Raw genomic sequence first — 19974 nt, 5'->3', positions numbered from 1 at the left:
ACGCTTTTGGCAGCCTCACGGATTGGCCGTGGGGCGTGTTCTCAGGGCGGGGTGGAAGTCCCCACCGGCGGTGAGCACGACTGTGCAAGCCCGCGAGCGCCTTCCGGTGCCAGCCGGAAGGGTCAGCTGACCCGGTGCAACTCCGGGGCCGACGGTCAAAGTCCGGATGGGAGAGAACAATCAACGTGGCCCGCCCGATCCGGCGTGGGTTGACGCGTGATTGCACGCCCTGATTCAGGTCAAACGGAGTGATGACATGAATCAGACCACACAGACCCAAGACAGCTACAACATCGCTTTTGTCAAAGCACGTTGGCACGCCGACATCGTCGAGCGTTGTGAAGAGGGTTTCCTGGACGAGCTACGCCGGCGCGATTGGCGGGCCGGCCGGGTCGACACGTTTGCCGTACCCGGCTCGCTGGAGATACCGCTTCTGGCCCGCCAGCTCGCGCTGCGCGGCGACCACGCGGCGATCGTCGCGTCCGGCTTAATCGTCGACGGCGGCATCTATCGCCACGACTTCGTCGCGTCGACCGTGATCGATGCCTTGATGCGGGTTCAGCTTGAAACCGACGTGCCCGTGCTATCAGCGGTGCTGACGCCACACCACTTCCACGAACATGCGCCGCACACCGCCTTCTTCGCCGAGCACTTCGTGACCAAAGGTCGGGAAGCAGCGCAAGGCTGTCTCGCGGCGATCGAGGGGCTGGCGCGCCTTGCCCCTGAGAGCCGCATGGACTTTCAGGACACGAAAGCCATGGCGAGTTAACCGCGCCTTATTGCCGGGATGCCATCGCGCGGTTATGTGCTCTATGGTGCGCATCCCGGCAGAACGGAGGGACATCATGAGCGATGGCGGCGTCCAACAGTCGCAGCATCTGGAACTGGCCAACAGGTTTGTCGAAATCGCCAACGCCATGCTGCAGGAAGGCGGCGATGCCGAGGCGATCGGCCTCGCCATGACCCATGCCGCCGCCAACTTCACCGCCTTCGCCGCCATACAAATGGAAGGCAGCGAAGACGAGTTGAAGAACGTCGTCGGCGAGTACGAGCGGCTTCTGTTTGCCTATTACAAAAACCGCCAGCCACTGTAGATCCGTGTTCGTAAGAGGGTCCGTGTAACCATGGCGGCGCCTCCGGCCACGCTGCATCGCCATGCACCGGCCCAGGCAATTGTGCTGTGGTGTTTCGCCGCGCTTCTGTTCACCAGCCAGGGCGCCATCTTGAAGTGGCTGTCGGATCACTACCACTTCTCGGAGATCCTGTTCTTCCGATCAGTCGTGGTCGTCGCCGTCTTGACGATCTTCCTGGTTCGCGGCCCAGGCCTCGGCGCGCCGTTTCGCACCCGCCAGGCCAAACTCCATGTCGCGCGCTTCCTGTGCTTCTTTGTGGCGCTGACCTGCTTCATCGAAGCGGTCAAACAGATCTCGTTGAGCGATGCCATCGCCGTCACTTTCGCCGCACCGCTTATGATGACGGCGCTCGCCGTGCCGCTCCTGGGCGAACGCATCGGACCACGCCGTTGGACCGCCGTCATCGTCGGCCTGGGCGGCGTGCTGGTAATCGGCAACCCCTCCACCGGGATTTTCGAGGTCGCCGCGCTCTGGGCGCTGGGCTCGGCACTCGGCTACGCGCTCGCGATCATCGTGACTCGCAAGCTGACCGGCACCGATCCAACCGTGGTGATCGTCTGGACGCTGAACGCCCTTTACCTCGTCACCATGCCGTTCTTCATACCTTTCACCTGGGTCGTACCGACCTGGCCCCATCTCGCCCTTATGGCCGTTGGCGGCCTCGTCGTTCTGGTCGCGCAGCTGGTCGCGGTTCATGCCTGCCGGCTGGCGCCACCCCAGGTGCTGGCGCCCTTCGATTACACCGCGATGATCTGGGCCATTCTGCTGGACCTGATCATTTGGCACGTGCTGCCGTCGCTCACCGTCATCGGCGGCGCGGCGATCCTGATCGCATGCGGCATCTATATCCTCTATCGCGAGGCAAAGGTCTCGCGATCCAAGGCGCATGACACGACGGGTGGTTCTTAGGGCCGCGTCAATTCCTGGGCGACCCAGCGGGCGACGTGCTGATTGTGTTCTTCAAGCCAGCTGAGCGGTGCCGGCTGCGCCCAGGCGCTTTGCAAGCCTTTCTGGATGGCGGCGTTGACGACACGGTCCTCTTCGTTGAACTGGTGAAAAAAGGCGACCGCATCGGCCAGCCGGGTGTCGAAGTCCGGCATCGCCTTCGTTGAAGGCGGCACGAGAAAATCGACATACATCCGGATCCGGCCCGCGGCGGTCGGAAACATGCGCACCTTCATCCCGTAGTCGGGCTGCAGATAGATAAAGAAGTTCGGCAGAACATAGATCAGCATAAAGTTGTGCCGCTGCCGCTCGGTCAGTCCGGGGACGGGCTCGAAGTACATGGGCACGTAGTCGAGCCCGTCATCATGACGTGTCCTTTTGCTTTCCCTCGCCGCGCACCATTGGATGATGGTCGGGCCGTCACACTGGGTGACCGTCGTGCGTGCGGGAAAGTTGGCTTCGAAGGTCTCAGGGTGGGCGCCGATATGGTGGTAGCACTCACCGTTGTCCTGCATGACCTTCCAGTCCCACGGGTACTCATCGCAATCGACGGTCTCGACCACCTCCCAGGTCTCGACGCCGAACTCGGCGATCTCCTTATCGATTGGGGCTAGCTGCGGCGCCAATGGCTCGGCCTTGCCGTCCAGATTGACATAGACGAAACCCTGCCAGACCTCGTGACGCACCTCAGGCAATGCGACGGTTTTAGGATCGAAGCCAGGATGTTTCTTCATTTCGACGGCGCCGCGCAACCGGCCGTCCAGCTCATAAGTCCAGGCGTGATAGGGACAGACAAAGGCCTTGCGATTACCGGTGCCGTCGCACACCTTCATCCAGCGATGCCGGCAGACATTGGAAAGCACCCGGACCTCGCCCTTCTTGTCGCGCACCAAGACGATGGGTTCGCCGACGACGTCCAGCGCCATGTAGTCGCCGGGATTAGCCACCTGATCAACACGCCCGATGCACAGCCAGTGGCGGCGGAAGATCCTATCGACCTCCAGGGCGTGAAGCTCGGGCGAAAAGTACGCCTCGGGCGGCAGCGTCCGCCATGCGCTGTTCTCCGATTGCGCGATCTCGCGCAGGGAATCCATCAGGTTGTCTATCTCGGCGGACCCGGTGTTCTCGGCAAGCGATGCCATCGCGCCTCACATCGTTCGAACGACTGTTTGGCAAACAGTACTGGAGTTACCGCATAGCTCAATCCCCCACGTGCCCGCGCCGATTCCGATGGTATCCCGTCGACAACATGCGGTAGTCATGGGGACATCATCATTCCATGGTTATTCTCCATACGGCACGGGTTAGACAACCGGTGAAGGGGGCTTTCATTGCCTGAGCCAAAGCAGCAGGACGACAGCACGGGACGTGAAGGGCGGACGCCGCTCCTGACCATCTTCCTCGTGTTCCTGCGGCTGGGATGCACATCCTTTGGTGGTCCAGTCGCCCATATCGGCTACTTTCGCGACGAGTTTGTCGGGCGCCAGAAGTGGATCCAGGACCGCGCCTACGCCGACCTGGTCGCGCTGTGCCAGTTCCTGCCCGGACCCGCATCGAGCCAGGTCGGCATCGGTGTCGGACTCTCGCGCGGCGGCCTGCCGGGCGCGTTCGCCGCGTGGTTCGGTTTCACCATGCCGTCGGCGCTCCTCTTGATCGCGTTCGGCTATGGTGTCGTCGCGTTTCAGGACGCCATGGATTCCGGCCTGCTCCATGGCCTCAAGGTGGTCGCCGTTGCGGTCGTCGCCCAAGCTGTCTGGGGTATGGCGCGCAATCTGTGCCCGGACGTACAACGCGTTACCATCGCCGTGTTGGCCGCCTGCGCCGTGCTCGCCGCGCCGACACCGCTTGTGCAGGTCGGTGTCATCATTGTTGGCGGTCTGGTGGGTCTTGCCTTCCTGCGCACCGAGGTGACGACGGAGCATGTCTCGCTCGGGATTCCCGTCAGCCGCGGTCTCGCTATCGCGTTTCTGGTGGTGTTCTTCACCTTGCTGATCGGCCTGCCAATCCTGTTGACGGCCTATCCCTCTCACCTGCTCTCGCTTATCGAGAGCTTCTATTCGTCGGGATCGCTGGTGTTCGGCGGCGGCCATGTCGTCTTGCCGCTGCTGCAATCCGAAGTCGTGCCGCCAGGCTGGGTATCGAACGATGCGTTCCTGGCCGGCTACGGCGCCGCCCAGGCAATACCCGGTCCGCTCTTTACGTTCTCGGCTTACCTCGGAACGGTGTTGGAGCCGGTACCGAACGGCGTGGTCGGCGGCCTGATCTGTCTCGTCGCGATCTTCGTGCCCTCTTTCCTACTCGTCATCGGCGCCCTGCCGTTCTGGGATTCCATACGCCGGGCCAAGGTCATGCAAACGGCGCTGCTCGGCATCAACGCGGCGGTCGTCGGGCTCTTGCTCGCCGCGTTGTACGATCCCGTCTGGACAAGCGCCATTCTGTCACCGGCGGACTTTGGCCTGGCCATCGTCGCCTTCGCCCTGCTTGTGTTTTGGAAGCTGCCGCCGTGGCTGGTCGTCATCCTGTCGGCGCTCGGCGGCTGGGCGATCGCCGCCCTGCCGACGATCCTGACCTAGCAACCCGCCGGATCCGCGACGGTCAGTCCGCGAGCAACGTGTCGTAGAACGGCCGCGCCGAGTCCGTCTCGACCAGGCGGCCGCGCTCGATCACGAAGAAGCGGTTCGCGACATCGTCGACGAAGCGCCGGTCGTGGCTGACCATGACGGCGGTCAGGTCGCGGGTCAGGATTTCGTCTTCAAGGCGCTCGCGCCCGTCGATATCCAGATGGTTGGTCGGCTCGTCCAGAATCAGCAGGTTCGGTTGTTCGAACTTCAGGAGCAGGAACAGAAGCCGCGCGCGCTCGCCGCCGCTCAGGCTCTTGATCGCCCGGTCGTGCTCGACGAACGGAAAGCCGGCGCGTACCAACTCGGCACGCACCCGCGTATCCGCGACCGAAAACGTGCGCGCGAAGAACGCAAACATCGCCTGGTTGTCGGGCAGACGCGACAGATCCTGATCGAAGTAACCGGCGTCGACCTGCGGATTGAAGTAGACCGGCGCGGTCTCCGCGATGCGGTCGCCGTGATCGGCGTACTCGGCCAGCAGGTGGCGCAGAAAGGTCGACTTGCCGGACCCGTTGATGCCCAGGATTACCGCGCGGTCGCCGCGCGCCAGCGCCAGACGATCGATCCCGAAGAGCCCGGTGCCATCCGGCGCATCGATTGTCAGGTTGTTGCAGCGCAGCAGCATGTTCGACTGCACCTGGCCGTCGGCGAGTTCCAGGTTCCGCCGGTCGTCGGCCGCGACCTCCGTCATCGTGTCCTTCAGCTTGTCGATGCGCTTTTCCATGCTGCGCGCGCGCCGGGAGAACTTCTCGTTGTCGAAGACCTTGCCCCAGCTCGCCAGCCGCTTGGCGCTGCGCTCCAGCCGCTTGACCTCCGCCTCCTCGGCCTCGCGCGCCCTGGCCGCCGCCAGATCGTGCTCGGTCAGAAGCCGGCGCGCTTCCGTATAGGGCGCGGAGAAGTCATAGAGCTTGGTGTCGCGCAAAAACAGTGTTCGCCGCGTCACCCGGTCCAACACCTCACGGTCATGGCTGACGACGATCAGACCGCCCCGCACCTCGTCCGCCAGCCAGCGTTCGAGATGGAGGATCTTGGCGAGATCCAGATGGTTGGTCGGTTCGTCCAACAGCAGCAGATCGGGCTCGTTGATCGCGGCGCGCGCGATCAGCGCCAGCCGCTGCCAGCCCCCGCTGAGCGCGCCGAGTGCGCGGTCGTGGAACTCGTAAGGGAAACCGAGGCCGCTCATGATTACGTCGACACGCCAGGCTTCGTCGTCCTGGAGCGCGGCGGGCAGCGCCGCCAGCACCGCGTCGCGCAGCGTCACGTCGGTCAGATGTTCGGGAAGCTCCTGTTCGGCATAGCCGATCGTGAGTCCGCGTTTGAACGCCAGTTTGCCGCTATCGGCCTCGTGCTCGCCGGCCAAAACCCTTAGGAGCGTTGACTTTCCGCTGCCGTTGGCGCCGACAAGGCCCACGCGGTCGCCATCGCCGATCGAAAAACCGGCGTTCCGAAGCACGGTCGTCGCACCATGGGCGACGCCGAGATCAGAGGCGATGACGAGCGACATCTCACGTGGGTCTGAGCCCCAATTCGAATCAAGAGGGCGGCCCTTTTACTGCGTGATGCCCTGAACGTCGACCCCGGAACGCGAAAAAGTCGCCGTGGGGATGACTGGGGCAATCAGCGTGGCGATGGCAACCCATCCGCACTACATTAATCAAGACCGCTCAGACGACCGATGGAGACCACCCATGCTTGCTGTGATTTCACCCGCCAAGGCGCTTGATTTCGACCGGCCGACCAACGGCCTGGACAAGAGCGAGCCGATCTTCATCGACGACACCCGAAAGCTCGCGAAGACCGCGCGACGGCTGTCGCGGCGCAAGCTTTCCCAGATGATGGATATCAGCGCGGATCTGGCCGACCTCAACTGGCACCGCTTCCAGGCTTTCGAGGCGGAGCCTTCGGCAGAGGCCGTCAAGCCGGCCGCGCTCGCCTTCAACGGCGACACCTATCGCGGGCTCGACGCGCCCAGCCTCAGCCATGACGACATGGATTACGCCCAAGATCACCTGCGCATCCTGTCGGGTCTTTACGGTCTGCTGCGCCCGCTCGACATGATTCAGCCCTATCGTCTGGAGATGGGTGTGAAGATCCACACCCGGCGCGGCGAAACGCTTTATGACTTCTGGGGCGACCGCATCAGCAAGGCGCTCAACAAGGCGAGCGAAGACCACGACGACCGAACGCTGGTCAATCTGGCGTCCGCCGAGTACTTCAAGGCGATCAAGGCGAAGAAACTCGCCGGCCCGGTGCTGACCATGGCGTTCAAGGAAGAAAGCGGCGGCATGGCCAAGATGATCGGCTTCCTTGCCAAACAGGCGCGCGGCATGATGGCCCGTTACATGGTGCAGAACCGCATCGACCGACCCGATGGTCTCAAGGACTTCGATGGCGGCGGCTACCGCTACCAGCCCGCCCTATCGTCGGACAACGAGTGGGTGTTCACGCGGCCAGCCACCTAAGGTGAAAGCCGATGACAAGAATTGTCGTGACCTCCGAGGTTGAAGATCTGAAGGCTTTCGAGAAGGCGTTCAGGACACACGGCCCCATTCTGAAGAAACAAGGGGTCATCAGTCCGTGCGGTTACGGCTTCGCGACCGAGGGGAACAAAGCCGCGCTTTGTTTCGAGGTCGACGATGTCGAAGCGCTGAAGGAAGCCCTGAAGGACCAATCCGCCATCGACGCCATGGCCGAAGACGGTGTCGTTCCCGGCACCTATTCGCTCTTCGTGATCGACAAGAACCTCGAGTTTTAGGCGCGGCGCAACTGCGAGGCCCAGCGCGAAGACTCCTTCTCAGATCATTGATAGCCTTGTGCCCGACCAAGGAGGTGGGGTCATGGCAACATACATCCTGCTCGCCAACTGGACGGAGGCGGGTTTTCGGGAAATCAAGGATTCACCGGACCGTCTTGATAGCTTCAAGGCGGCGTGTCGGGAGCACGGCGGCGAGATCCTCGGCTACTACATGACGATGGGCCCTTACGACATGGTCATCATCGTCGAAGCGCCGGATGACGAGACCATCGCCCTGCTGGCGCTTGCCGGTGGCGCGCAAGGACGCACCCGAACACTAACGCTGAAGGCGTTCAACGAGGACGCGTACCGCAAGCTTGTAAGCGCGCTGCCGTAACACATGGTCTCCTCTCCCCTGGAGGGAGAGGGATACGCAGGCTTGGCGCGTCAGCGCCTTAGCCGGCGTTGGGTGAGGGGGACCGGCTCGGAAAACTCTGCCATGCTTCATCGCGCGCTGACGCGCGGACCCCTCACCCCGGCCCTCTCCCTCTAGGGGAGAGGGACACGCGCCTAAGCGCCGGCGCGCAGTTCGTCGACCATGTTGAGGTACTTCTCACGCCACGGCGATTCGATGGTTTCGAAGTAGACGCCGGTCGCAAGCGCCTCCTCAGGATTGGCGATCCCGATGCCTTTCAGCATCTCCTGATCGACCAGTTCGAAGGACTTGCGGTTGGCGGCGCCGAAGCCATAGGTGTTCAAGAGCGCGACGCCGGCCTCGACCGAAATCACCGCGTCCATGAAGTCATAGGCCTTCTGTTCGTCGCCCGCGCTGCCTTCGACCAGACAGTAACCGTCGGTCCAAGTCAGGATACCCTCAACCGGCACCATATAGCCGGTCGGCACGCCGTGGTTTGAAAGCGCGGCGGCGGTCGAGTTCCAGCCATAGGCGGCGACCACCTCGCCCGTCGCCATGGCTTGGGCGACATCGGTTTCGCTTTGCCAGTAGTAGCGCAGCAACGGACGCTGCTCGACCAGGAACTCTTTCACTTGCGCGATCTCCTCGTCGGTCATGGCAAACGGGTTTTCGATGCCGAGCACCAGTGCTGCCGGGATGACGATCGAATCCATCTGATCGTTGGTCGCGAGGCGCCCGGCGTAGCGCTCGTCCCACAGGATCTTCCAGGTGTTGTTCTCGATGTACTCGGGATCCACCAGGTCGGGCCGGTAGACGACAGACGACGTGCCCCAGTCCCACGGCACGTACCACGTCTGATCGCCGAACACGGTGCCGTCGACGGTTTTCAAACCCTCCAGCATGTCCGGCCAGTTCGACAGGCGCGAGGTGTCGATCGGCTTGATGATGCCGGCATCGTGGAACTTTTTGACCAGCGGGTTGGAGGGACAGACGAGGTCCGGGCGAAAACCGGCATTCACCTTCTGGAAGGCTTCGTCGTTGTCGGCGTAGAAGCTGAACGCGGGGTCGCTGCCATACTTCGCCGTGTAGGCCTCGAAAAACTCCGGCAGCTCATAGCCGCTCCAGGTGAAGACGGTCAGATCCCCTTCCGCCGCGGCCGGGCGGCGCAGCATCGGCATGGAAACCGAGGCCAGGCCGACCGCCGACATCGCAGTCATGATGTCGCGCCGGCTCAGCTTGCCGTCGGTGAGGTCGCGCAAAAACTTCTTGGTGTCCATGGGCGGGGTCCCCCTGTTTTTGAGAAGAAGTCAGTTAGACTAACAAGTTGAGATGGCTCAGCAAACCACACGTTTCGGTGACCCCAGTCACCATGCCGACTATGGCCTCAGTCCAGGGCGTGCTGCGCTAGCAGATCGGGCCAGATGTCGACCCAGCAGCAGTTGTGCGCCATGCCGTCGACCACGACGATCTCCGTCAGTGCGTCATCGGGCATGCGCGCGAGGTAGGCCTCGGCAACAACGACCGGCACGTTCGTATCGTCGGCGCCAACAAAATGGACCTGGGGCACCAACGCGAGATCGGCGGCGACACTGGTAGCGTTCAATGAGTTCCTAAGTCGCGAAAGTCCGTGGATCGCCGTCCACGTCTCATGGTCCAGGTTCGCTGCGACCGTCACAATCCCCGTGACGTCATCCCGGTTGGCGGCGACGAGTGTGGCAATCACGCCACCACCGGAAAAACCAAACAGGCGGACCTGCTGGCTTCGGGTCGTCCTGACAAAGTAGTCGACCATCAGATCGATCGACGCCACCACCTCCGGCGCGTAGCGCGCCATGAACCAGTAGTCCGACGAACAGGCAGCCAGTGACTCGGCATCAAGGAACTGGCAGGGACGCGCGATGTAGACGGTGTTGGGCGAAGGATCGCGCACCGCAAGTTCGAACGTGCGCGGCACACGCGGTGTCGGGTCGGTGGGCGGCTGGGTCGGTGAAGGCCATGCAGCGCCATCACCGCCGATATAGACCGCGAGCGTCTGGTCGGTGGGGTCGGTTATCCGGCTGTAGGCGGTCAGCAGAAAGTCGCCGGCCTGTACGCGATGGTATTGCCAGCCATTGGTCTCCGCGAGCCGCGTCGCCGCGACCCGGCCATCCTCGTCAGCCTCGGCGCAGTCCGGCGCGGCAAGCGCCAGACAGACGAGGATAGAACGGGTGATCCGGCGAATCAGGGCGCACCTCTGGGCGGCACCACGCCCGTTGCCTCGACAATCAGGCCGTAGTGTTCCGGCCGGCGATGGGCGGCGAAATTGAAGACGCTGCTCTTCAGGTAGTTGCCGGCGTCGAGATCACAGTCGGCGACGATCAGTTCATCTTCCAGCGTCACGGCCTGGGCGGCGATCTCGCCATTGGGCGAGACGATGGCGCTGCCGCCCATCAGGTCAAAGCCGTCCTCGCGGCCTGCCTTGGCGATGCAGGCGACCCAGGTGGCGTTCTGATAGGCGCCCGCCAGCATGGAAAGCGTGTTGTGATAGGCGCGCAGATGTGGCGGCTCGAAGGTCTGACCGTTCAGCGTCGGCGTGTTGTAGCCGATCATCACCAGCTCAACGCCCTGCAGGCCCAGCGTGCGGAAGGCTTCGGGCCAGCGCCGATCGTTGCAGATCAGCATGCCGATCTTGCCGCCCATGACCTCCCACACCGGAAAGCCGAGATCGCCGACCTCGAAATAGCGCTTCTCCAGATGCTGGAAGTCGCGGTCCGCCTCGAATTCGGCGTGGCCGGGCAGATGGATCTTGCGGTACTTGGCGACGATCTCACCTTTCTTGTCGACCAGGATCGCAGTGTTGAAGCGATGCTCGCCGGCAATCTCCGCATAGCCCAGATGAAAACCGATGCCGAGCTCCTTGGCCGTGTCGAACAGCGGCTGGACATCGGCGTTCGGCATGGTGGCCTCGAAGCAGGCGTCGAGCTCCGCCTTGTCCTCGATCAGCCAGCGCGGGAAAAAGGTCGTCAGCGCAAGCTCGGGGTAGACCACGAGGTCGCAGCCGCGTCCCGCCGCCTGGCGCATCAGGTCGACCAGCCTGGCCACGGCGGAAGCTTTGGTCTCCGCTCGTTGGATCGGTCCAAGCTGTGCGCCGCCAACCGTCAGAACCCGTGAAGCCATACAATCGTCTCCTTACTGCCGTGCCGCCTGCACGGCGCCAATTGCCAATGTTGTCGCGGCCTGTGTCGGATCAATGACCGGGATCCCCAGGTCCGTCTCCAAACCCGCACGGTACTGCGCCATACCGGCACAGCCCATGACCAGAACATCGCATCCATGGCCGTCGCGCAGTTCGGTCCCCACCTCGGTCATGCGCCCGCGCACCTTGTCGCCCTGATGCAGTTCCGTCACGCCAAGCTCGATCGCGATATCGCCACCCAACCGATCGAGCAGACCGAGAGACGCGATCTGCCGGCGGTGACGCGCCACCGACCGCGACAGGATCGAAATGACGCCAAAGCGGTCGCCGCGCGTCAGCGCGGTCGCATAGCCACTCTCGCCGATGCCGAAGACCGGCACCCGGCTCGCTTCGCGCGCGGCATGGATGCCGGGATCGGAAAAGCAGGCGATGACGAAAGCCGACGTCTGGTTCTGCTCGCGCTCGACGGTCGCGGTGATCGGTCCGGTGACCTCGGCGATATGCCGGTCGGTCTCGATCCCCGGCGGTCCTTCGGCCAGGGTCATGCAGTCGACAACCGGACCGTCCTCGAAGCGCAGCCCGTCCAGCGCCGCTGACATGCGCTGGGTGACATCCTCGCTGCTGTTGGGGTTGATGACCAGAATACGTTCGCTCATGGGACCCTCACGACGGTCTGACAAAACGGCCTGTGCCCGCGGGCGCCGTCATGGTCTCGCCATCAAAGACCTTGGTGCCGCGCAGCCAGACATCACCGACTCGGAAATCGAGTTCTCGGCCATGATAGATCGTCCAGGGCGCGAGCTCACAATGCAGTTTCGTCTCATCCACCGTGTGTCGCTCGCGGCGCAGGATGGCGAAATCGGCATCGCTGCCGACCCTGATCGCACCTTTCTGCGGGTAGAGACCGAAGTGACGGGCCGGCGCCTCGCACAGCATGTCGGCGACCACGCCCACATCATGACCGCGGCGGATGATTGCTTCATCGGCCATGACCGGAAACAGGCATTCGATACCGGGCGCGCCGGGCGCGGCCTGAAAGATGTCGTCGTCCGGCTTTCGCTCAAGCGGCCACGAGCAATGGTCCGAGGACACGAAAGCAACCTCGCCGTCCAGGATATGCTGCCAGATCAGCTCTTTCTGATCGGGCCTGATTGGCGGGTTCACCTTGCCGCGCGCGCCCATCTCGATGACATCGTCTTCGTCGAAGATCAGGTAGTGCAGGCAGGTCTCGGCCGTCGCGTGACAGCCCTGGTCGCGATAGCTGCGGGCCATGTCGAAACCGCGCGCCAGCGAGGAATGCACGATGTGCGCGCGCGCGCCAGTCGCCACGCCGATTTCCAGGATGATGCTGTTGGCCAGCAGCTCCGACAGCGGTGGTCGCGACGGATGGTGTTGGTTCGCGCCCTTCTGGCCGGCCTCCTGGAACCGCGCGATCGCGTCGTCAACGATCTCCTGATCTTCGTTGTGCACGGCAACGGTCAACCCGGTCTCGGCGATGGCGGCGAACGCACGCTCCATCTGGTGATGGGGAATGCGCGGGAAGCGCGCACTGGCATGATAGGTCGACATCTTGAACGCACAGGCGCCGGCATCGGTCTGGCGCGCAATTTCGTCGGTGTCGACATCCGGCTTCACGCCGCCATAGATCGCAACATCACAATAGGCGACCTTGTCCGCGGTCGCCGCCTTTTCGGCCAGCAGCGCGCCCGTCGTTACGGGATCAGGCGAATCGAACGGCATGTCGACGATGGTCGTGACGCCACCCGCCGCCGCACTGCGGGTGAGATCCTCCAGGCCGGGGAAACCGGCGATCGATCCGGCATGGGTCTGGCCGTCGACAATGCCGGGAAAGACGAGGCCATCGGCGGTGACGTGTTCGCCGGCATCAGGCATGTCGCCTTCGCCGATCGCGGCAATCTTGCCGCCCGTCACGGCGACCCAGCCGTTTTCCTTAACGCCATCGGGCAACACGAGATCGCCAGCAATGACCAAGTCGAACCTCATGGTTCTCTCCTCCAATCGAACAATAGCCTAGCAGGTCTTCGCCCGCTTCGGCATCAACGGCACATCAACACGATGTCGGCGGCACCATGCGATGCACATGATAGGGCCGGCTTGAAAAGCAGATGCAGTGATCGGCGACCAACGGTTCCAGCGCCTGGACCAGTTCCTTGCGTTCAGCCGTTACCGCGTTAAGCCGTTCCATGGCGCTTTCTACGCCGCGTTTCAGCTTGTCTTCATCGATCGTCGTGAACTGGCGGTTCTGATAGACGAACTTGCCGCCGATCAAAACAGACTGCACGGCGGCGCCGTCATCGGCATAGACGATCTGATTGACCGGATCGTTCAGCGGCACGTAGGTGATGTCGGAGAGATCCAGGAACACGATGTCGGCGGCATAGCCCGTCTCCAGCCGTCCCGTATCGTCCTGCATGCCGATGGTCCGCGCGCTGCCGGCGGTCGCCATGGTCAGCGCCTCGGCCGACGACACCCACTGCCGGAGATCGTGGGTCATGGCGCGCGACACATAGGCTGCCAGACGCGTCGCCTCGAACATGTTCTGGTTATCCGACGAGTTCGACCCGTCGGTGCCGACGCCGACATTGACGCCGGCATCCAGCATCTCGCGTACCGCGGCAATGCCGGAACCCAAACGCAAATTGCTGCCGGGGTTGTGGGCGACCGACGCACCGCGATCGGCCATGCGTTTCATGTCATCGCCGTCAAGCCAGACACCGTGCCCGGCGGTGAAACGTTCGGTCACCAGGCCGAGGCCATCGAAGTGGGCGAGCAGCGTCTTGCCATAGTGTTCGCGCCCGGCAAGCGCCTGCAGTTTCGACTCGGCCATATGCGTGTGCACCGGACACGCGAACTCGTCGGACAGGTTCTTGCAGGCGACCAAGAACTCGTCCGTGCAGTGCATGGGAATGGTCGGCGCGATACCGAAGCGCAGGCGGTCGGTATCGAACGGCCAGGACTTCAGGAGATCACGGCAGGCATCAAGAGCGGCCTGGAACGGATCGAGCGCGAGTTTGTCGACCTCCTGGCGCAGGCCGTCCGGCAGGCTGTCGCGCAAACCGGGAACGATGTCGTAGAACGACAGGTCCGCCATCATCGGCGTGATCAAGGCGCGCATGCCAATGTCGTCATAGGCGCGCGCCACCGCATGCATGCCGTCGACCGTCGGCCGGGGCTGCTCCCAGGTGAGGTCATAGACCCCCGTCGCGCCGCGCCGGATCATATCTGCGGCGTTCAACAGCGTCGCCAGATAGCGGTCCTCATCGTTGCGCCCGCCACTGATCCACGGGCCCGCGTTCAACAACAGTTCCAGCGACCACTGATCACCCCGGCCTTTGCCAAAGCTGCCGTGGCCGTGGGTGTGGGCGTTTATCATGCCGGGCATCATCATCGTGCCGTCAGCGCGATGTTCTTCGGCATCCTCGGGCACGGCCATACCGGGGTCGCCGATCGCGGCAATACGGCCGTCCACGCCGATCAGCACATCGCGCAACGGCGCGTCATGGCCGTCGATATCCAGAAGCCGGCCGCCGCGCAGGACGAGAGGACGTTCGAGACTCATCCGCTCACCCCGCCTGGATGACCTGGGCGAGATAGTCTTCCCAGGTATCGTTGGGTTCCCATCCCAACGCCTCGCGCGTCGAGGCTATGTCATAGGCGCTGGCGCGCGGGTCGTTGGCGTAGGTCGCCGCATGTTTGAGGTCAGGCACGACACCGCAGCCGCGTTCAACCGCCTCGACCGTCGGCAGGCGCGTGCAGGTGTCGCTGGACGTAACGAAGTAGACGCCATAACGAAGTCCGGGCGCGGCGAGCGCGGCGCGGAAGGCGCGCGCGACATCGCTGGGCGAGACAAACGCGCGGGTCGGCGATACGCCTTCGCGCAACTCCCGCCAGGCTGCGCCCGTCGCCGGAGGCGGCGGTTCCAGACCATCGGTCTCGGCAACGATCCCGGCCATGCTGTAGACGATGTCGGCTTGAGCCACCAGACAGGGGCGCAGGCACACCACCTCCAACTTACCGCGCTTCACGATGCCCTGGGCCAGCAATTCGATCGTGCGTTTGCTCAGACCATAGGCCCCGGTCGGCACGGCGGGATGTGCGACATCGACGGGCAGGTAGGCCGGCGGGTTATCTGACGACAAGCCGACCGCGGCGGTGCTGGAACAAATCACCGCACGCTCCAGGCCCAATTCTTCGGCGGCCTGCAGCACGTTCCAGGTCCCCTGAATGTTGACCTTGATGTAGTCCTCTTCGTTATCGGCGACACCGTCGTCAAGCGCCGCCAAATGGACCACGGCCTGCTGGCCCTTGAGTGCGGCGGTGACCGCATCGATGTCGAGCACATCAACGTTCGCGAACGCGAACCCCTCGTCGACCGGCGGAGCGATATCCATGACCAGGACCTCGGCATCGCGCGCGAGTTCGCGCACGACGAAACGTCCCAGCAGGCCGCTTCCGCCGGTGACGCAAACACGGTCGAAGGGCAATGACGGGTCAGACAAGGTCAAGCTCCTCGGCAACGCGACGCCGGAACCGCGCCTGCGAAATCTCCCAGCCCGGTGCCGGCGGAGGCAAGCCGCGTGCCGCCGGCGAGTGCATCGTCGCCTGCAGATCGGCGAGCACGTCGAAGTCCTGACGATTGATTGTGTCCCATGCCTGATGGGTCATGCGGCGGCCTTCCTCGAGATCCGGATCATCGGCATCGTCGCCCAGATAGTAGAAACTCAAAAGCTCCCGCGTGCGCGTCGGCGAAACCGGTTCAACCCGGAAGAACATGATGTGTTCGGGCATGAACTCCAGCAGCGTGTTGGGGAACAGCATCGAGATATCCTGGTTCTTGAGCTGGTCACCTTCAAAACCGGGAAACGTATGGAACCCGGTATCGCCCTTGTTCTTATCGGCGGCGCCGGAGAGATAGTGAATGCCGAAGACGCGTCCGACCTCATCGAAATCGACGAAGTTCTGCGCCGCTTCAAGCGGGCCGAGCTGGGTATGAATGAACGGCAGGTGATAGGTGTCGAGATAATTCTCGATGATGAGTTTCCAGTTGACCTCGAGGTCATAAGACAGCGAGCCGCCAAACCGAAGCAGTGACAGATCCGCATGGGACCAGCGCCGCGCCAAGGGCGCGATGTGTTGCTCGAAGTTGGGGCCATCGTCATCGAGGCACACAAAGACCTGATCGCACCAGACCGCCGAGCGTACCGGATTGAGGCCAAAGGCGGCCTTCTCGAAGTCCTCAGGCCCCGTGCCGTCCTGGGGGTCCCAGTAAGGTGTCGAGCGCAACTCGCCATCCAGGCCATAGGCCCAGCCGTGATAGGGGCAGGTCATCACCGCCTTGGCGTTGCAGGCTTCGCGCACCAGGCGCGCGCCGCGATGACGGCAGACGTTGTGGAACGCCGCGATATCGCCTGAGCGCTGACGCACCAGAACCAGCGGCAGACCGGCCAGCGTGATCGGGTGGCAGTCGCCGGCCTCAGGCAATTCATGGCCGCTTGCCACGTGAATCCACGACTTCGAGAACAGCCTTTCGTTTTCCAGCGCAGCGAAGTCGTCGCTGCGATAGGCATCCAACGGCAGCTCGACTGGCCGAAAATTCAGTGTCGTCACCTCAATGTCCTCTGACGGGGCGCTTGTGGCGGCATAGGTTTCGTTAAGCCCAGCTTTTGTGACAGACTGTCGCATGCGACGAATTTCTCAGCATGTCGCCGGTTCGTGCGACCATCAACTCAGAACTTCCGTATGGACCATGCAGAAAATCTGAATAATCGCGACGACCGCCGTCTGCCGTCGTTGAACGCGTTGCGGGCGTTTGAGGCGGCGGCCCGGCATCTCAGCGTCGCCCGGGCGGCCGACGAGTTGCGCGTGACGCCGCCTGCCGTCAGCGGTCAGATCAAGAGCCTGGAAGCCTATTTGGGCCTTCCGCTCTTCGTGCGCGCCAACCGTCGCCTGGTGCTGACTGAGGCCGGACGCGCGGCGCTGCCGCGGCTGAGTGACGGATTCGAGGCCCTGGCTGAGGCAGTACGCTTGGCGCGCGCCCATGGGCGCGACCGGTCCGGCGAGCATCGCCAGCGCCTGACCGTCACCATTCCGCCGTCGCTGGCCACCCGCTGGCTTGTCCCGCGCCTGGAGTCGTTCGCCGGTGCGCACCCGGAGATCGATGTCCGGCTCGACGCCACCATGGCGTTGCTCGATCCCGACGATATCGAGGTCGATGTCGCGATCCGCTACGGACCGGGCGGTTATCGGGGTCTGTCGTGCGAGCGTCTACTCGCGGAGTCGACGGTCGCGGTGTGCAGTCCGGCCATCGCCGCGCGGCTGACGTCAGCCGATGACCTCAACGACGTCACGCTGCTGCATGTCCACGACACCGTCCACGGCCGGGACGGCGCGCCCGACTGGCGGCGCGGGTTGGAGGTTCTCGGTGTGAGAGACCGAGATCCCGAGCGTGGGCCGACGTTCAGCCTCCAAGGCCTCGCCGCCCAGGCCGCCATCGAAGGTCAGGGCATCGCGCTCCTCGGTCATGCGGTGGTTGATCTCGATTTGCGCGCGGGGCGTCTGGTGGAACCGTTCGCCACGCGATTTCCGGTCGACCACGCCATCTGGTTTCTATGCCGTCCGGAGCGGCGCGACCAAAGCCCTGTCGCCGAGTTTCGGCATTGGCTGTTCAACTCGGTCGCGCGCGAGAACCCGATCTAGTCTGACTTGCGCGGCACGACGACCGCGTCAACCGCCATGGTCTTTTCCGGACCGGCAATCAACGGGTTGACGTCAAGCTCCGCGATCAGGTCGCCGCAGGCCACGGCAATGCGCGACAGCGCCGTCAGGTTATGGCTCAACCAGTCAAGTTCAACCGGTTGCGCGCCGCGCACGCCAGCCAGCAAGCGGCTGACCTTAAGACGGCCAAGCGCCCGCTTGGCGTCCGCCATGTCGAAGGGCGGCAGCAGGAAGACGCGATCTTCCATCACCTCGATCAGCACGCCACCGGCCGCCACCATGACCAGCGGACCGAACTGCGGATCGTTGACGATGCCGGCGGCAAGCTCGACGCCTTTGGGCGCCATCTCAGCGATCAGCACACGCTCACCCAGCCGGCCTGCCAGATCGTCATAGGTCTGGCCGACCGTCTCGTCACCTTCGACGTTGAGGCGGATGCCGTCGACCTCGGTCTTGTGCAGGATCCCGGGCGCGGCCGTTTTCATCGCCAGCGCGCCGCCGATGTCTTCCGCGAACCGGACGGCTTCGTCGCGGTTGTAGGCGATCCGGCGTTGCGGCGCGCCCATGCCGAATGTCGCGACCAGCGCCAGCGCTTCGTCCTCGTCGAACGGCTCGCCGGTCTCCAGGCGCTTGCGCCAATGCTCGATCCGATCCCTGCCGACCGTGTAGTGATCGACCTGGGGTTCGGCCCGAAGCCGGTCGCGGTAGTCCATCGCGCGGCGCACGGCCTTCAAAAACGTGTGCGATCCGTCGAAGATCGGAACACCCGCCCGCTCCGCGGCGTCAAGAATGTCCTTGGGCGGCGTCCGGCTCCAATGCTGGCAGATGCCGACCGGTTTTTCCGTCTTGTCGTGCACGCTCTTGCACAGGTCGACCATCTCCGCGGTGATCGTGTCGGTCATGCCGAGGTCTGAGAACATCATGGCGACCGCCGTATCCGGATCGTCGATCAAGGCCTGTAGGCAGCCACCGAAGACCTTGTCCCAGTCCTTGCCGGTCCCCCAGCAATCGGTTGGGTTGACTGGCTCCAGACCGTACTCCAGCAGGCCGGCGAGTTTCTCGGTCGTCGTCTCGTTGATATCGGAGAACGGCACGTCTTCGCGGTCGGCAAGATCGATCAGCATGCCCCGCGCCCCGCCGGAGTCCATCGTGCCGGCCAGACCGCCCGATGCCAGCGGCCGGTCTAGCGCGAGTAGCTGCGCGGTCGCCGCCAGTTCGTCGAAACTCTCGACCCGCAAGACGCCGTAATGATCGAACACCGCCTCATAAGCGGCATCGTTGCCGGCCATGGCGCCCGAATGGCTCTGGGCTAGGATGGCGCTTTTCTCCGTACGGCCGACCTTGAGCGAGACGATGGGGATGCCGCGATCCCGCGCCTTGCCGAGCGCCGCGCAAAAGCCTTCGGGGTCCCTGACGGTCTCCAGGAACAACATGATGACGCGGGTCGAGTCGAGCTCCAGCGCGTAGTCGATGTAGTCGGCGGCCGTCACGGTCATCTCCTGGCCGGCCGAGACCACGAGGTTGTAGCGCTTGCGCGGGTCGACAAACTGCAGCGTCAGGAACGCGACACCGGAATGGGTGATGAATGTCGCCGCACCCGGCTCCGGCCACTCGTGCATCATCGTCCATGTCGCGCGCATGCCGGATGTCCGGTTCACCACGCCCATGCAGTTTGCGCCGCAGACCTTGAGATCCGCCTCGCGCGCCATATCGGTGACTCGCTGCTTCAGCTTCGGTTCGCTCGTGTCACCCTCCAGGTAACAGCTGGCGAAGATGGTGGCGGCGCCGACGCCCGCCTTGATTGCCTCGGCGACGCTCTCCTCCAGCCGGTCATTGGCGATCGAGATGACCGCGTGATCGACCGGCTCAGGTATCTCCGACAAGCGCGGGAAACAGGCATGGCCGTCGATCTCGTCATGGTTGGGGTTGACCGCGTAGACCGTGCCGGTGAACTCCGGATTGGCAGCGTTACGCAGGGTCCAGAGCCCAAACGAGTCCTCACGCGCCGAAGCACCGACAACGGCCATCGTCTTGGATTCAAGAAGGGGACGTAAGGGATGATTACTCATGACGGCGGCGAGACTAGCACCGGAAGCGCGCCCCGCCACCCCGATCTTCGGCGACCATGACGCCTGATCACGTCCCGATGATCATCGTCCACAGCCCTTTCGGGACGGTCACGCGCCGGCTAGACTGCCGCCAGCGACACCGTGTGT

General features: G+C 63.7%; 19 protein-coding genes and 1 riboswitch. Of the genes, 8 read left to right on the top strand and 11 right to left on the bottom strand.

Annotated features, from left to right (window positions below):
* Positions 1–33: 33 nt before the first annotated feature.
* Positions 34–182, top strand: a riboswitch (FMN riboswitch).
* Positions 183–256: 74 nt separating this feature from the next.
* The 3 genes from AAF563_05185 (at position 257) to AAF563_05175 (ending at position 2042) form a co-directional block, all read left to right on the top strand.
* A complete protein-coding gene (locus AAF563_05185) occupies positions 257–769 on the top strand; it encodes a 6,7-dimethyl-8-ribityllumazine synthase (protein ID MEM7120649.1) in 513 nt (170 codons plus the stop codon).
* A gap of 76 nt (positions 770–845) precedes the next feature.
* On the top strand, positions 846–1094 hold the full coding sequence (locus AAF563_05180) for a DUF3144 domain-containing protein (protein MEM7120648.1): 249 nt from the start codon (positions 846–848) through the stop codon (positions 1092–1094).
* A 30-nt stretch (positions 1095–1124) separates the two neighbouring features.
* A complete protein-coding gene (locus AAF563_05175) occupies positions 1125–2042 on the top strand; it encodes a DMT family transporter (GenBank protein ID MEM7120647.1) in 918 nt (305 codons plus the stop codon).
* Here the strand turns inward: AAF563_05175 and AAF563_05170 are convergent.
* The gene (locus AAF563_05170; GenBank protein ID MEM7120646.1) at positions 2039–3220 is read right to left on the bottom strand and encodes an aromatic ring-hydroxylating dioxygenase subunit alpha; all 1182 of its coding nucleotides are present in this window, start codon (positions 3218–3220) and stop codon (positions 2039–2041) included. The genes AAF563_05175 and AAF563_05170 overlap by 4 nt on opposite strands.
* 246 nt (positions 3221–3466) lie before the next feature.
* Between AAF563_05170 and chrA the strand changes: the two genes are divergently transcribed.
* Positions 3467–4651 (top strand): chromate efflux transporter, encoded by a 1185-nt coding sequence (gene chrA / locus AAF563_05165; GenBank protein ID MEM7120645.1) that lies wholly within the window; start codon positions 3467–3469, stop codon positions 4649–4651.
* Positions 4652–4673: 22 nt separating this feature from the next.
* Here chrA and AAF563_05160 read toward each other — a convergent pair whose 3' ends face one another.
* The gene (locus AAF563_05160; protein ID MEM7120644.1) at positions 4674–6203 is read right to left on the bottom strand and encodes an ABC-F family ATP-binding cassette domain-containing protein; all 1530 of its coding nucleotides are present in this window, start codon (positions 6201–6203) and stop codon (positions 4674–4676) included.
* Positions 6204–6387: 184 nt separating this feature from the next.
* Here AAF563_05160 and yaaA point away from each other — a divergent pair, with 184 nt between their 5' ends.
* The 3 genes from yaaA to AAF563_05145 all read left to right on the top strand — a co-directional run bounded on the left by yaaA (position 6388) and on the right by AAF563_05145 (position 7830).
* Complete coding sequence (gene yaaA / locus AAF563_05155) at positions 6388–7161, top strand: peroxide stress protein YaaA (protein ID MEM7120643.1); 774 nt, start codon at positions 6388–6390, stop codon at positions 7159–7161.
* Between the two features lie 11 nt (positions 7162–7172).
* Positions 7173–7454 (top strand): hypothetical protein, encoded by a 282-nt coding sequence (locus tag AAF563_05150; GenBank protein ID MEM7120642.1) that lies wholly within the window; start codon positions 7173–7175, stop codon positions 7452–7454.
* A gap of 82 nt (positions 7455–7536) precedes the next feature.
* On the top strand, positions 7537–7830 hold the full coding sequence (locus AAF563_05145) for a GYD domain-containing protein (GenBank protein MEM7120641.1): 294 nt from the start codon (positions 7537–7539) through the stop codon (positions 7828–7830).
* Between the two features lie 173 nt (positions 7831–8003).
* Here AAF563_05145 and AAF563_05140 read toward each other — a convergent pair whose 3' ends face one another.
* From AAF563_05140 to AAF563_05105, 8 genes are all read right to left on the bottom strand, one after another.
* Positions 8004–9125 carry an extracellular solute-binding protein gene (locus AAF563_05140; protein MEM7120640.1) on the bottom strand — a complete coding sequence of 374 codons (1122 nt, stop codon included), beginning with the start codon at positions 9123–9125 and terminating at the stop codon, positions 8004–8006.
* 107 nt (positions 9126–9232) lie between these two features.
* The gene (locus AAF563_05135; protein ID MEM7120639.1) at positions 9233–9802 is read right to left on the bottom strand and encodes a hypothetical protein; all 570 of its coding nucleotides are present in this window, start codon (positions 9800–9802) and stop codon (positions 9233–9235) included.
* A 266-nt stretch (positions 9803–10068) separates the two neighbouring features.
* Positions 10069–11004 carry an N-carbamoyl-D-amino-acid hydrolase gene (locus AAF563_05130; GenBank protein ID MEM7120638.1) on the bottom strand — a complete coding sequence of 312 codons (936 nt, stop codon included), beginning with the start codon at positions 11002–11004 and terminating at the stop codon, positions 10069–10071.
* Between the two features lie 12 nt (positions 11005–11016).
* A complete protein-coding gene (locus tag AAF563_05125; GenBank protein MEM7120637.1) occupies positions 11017–11679 on the bottom strand; it encodes an aspartate/glutamate racemase family protein in 663 nt (220 codons plus the stop codon).
* Positions 11680–11686: 7 nt separating this feature from the next.
* The gene (locus AAF563_05120) at positions 11687–13027 is read right to left on the bottom strand and encodes an amidohydrolase family protein (protein MEM7120636.1); all 1341 of its coding nucleotides are present in this window, start codon (positions 13025–13027) and stop codon (positions 11687–11689) included.
* Positions 13028–13091: 64 nt separating this feature from the next.
* Positions 13092–14603: an amidohydrolase family protein gene (locus tag AAF563_05115; protein MEM7120635.1), complete on the bottom strand. Its 1512-nt coding sequence runs from the start codon at positions 14601–14603 to the stop codon at positions 13092–13094.
* Positions 14604–14607: 4 nt separating this feature from the next.
* Positions 14608–15543 (bottom strand): NAD(P)-dependent oxidoreductase, encoded by a 936-nt coding sequence (locus tag AAF563_05110; GenBank protein ID MEM7120634.1) that lies wholly within the window; start codon positions 15541–15543, stop codon positions 14608–14610.
* Positions 15536–16651 carry an aromatic ring-hydroxylating dioxygenase subunit alpha gene (locus AAF563_05105; protein MEM7120633.1) on the bottom strand — a complete coding sequence of 372 codons (1116 nt, stop codon included), beginning with the start codon at positions 16649–16651 and terminating at the stop codon, positions 15536–15538. The genes AAF563_05110 and AAF563_05105 overlap by 8 nt, the downstream gene beginning before the upstream one ends.
* A 132-nt stretch (positions 16652–16783) precedes the next feature.
* Between AAF563_05105 and gcvA the strand changes: the two genes are divergently transcribed.
* Positions 16784–17740: a transcriptional regulator GcvA gene (gene gcvA / locus AAF563_05100; protein ID MEM7120632.1), complete on the top strand. Its 957-nt coding sequence runs from the start codon at positions 16784–16786 to the stop codon at positions 17738–17740.
* Here the strand turns inward: gcvA and AAF563_05095 are convergent.
* Positions 17737–19785, bottom strand: coding sequence for an acetate--CoA ligase family protein (locus AAF563_05095; protein MEM7120631.1), 2049 nt, complete (start codon positions 19783–19785; stop codon positions 17737–17739). The two genes, gcvA and AAF563_05095, sit on opposite strands and share 4 nt — an antisense overlap.
* Positions 19786–19974 lie beyond the last annotated feature (189 nt).

The sequence above is a fragment of the Pseudomonadota bacterium genome (genome assembly GCA_039028155.1).
Classification (GTDB): domain Bacteria; phylum Pseudomonadota; class Alphaproteobacteria; order SP197; family SP197; genus JANQGO01.
Note: the sequence above shows the minus strand (reverse complement) of the source record. Positions and strands in the feature narration are given on the sequence as shown.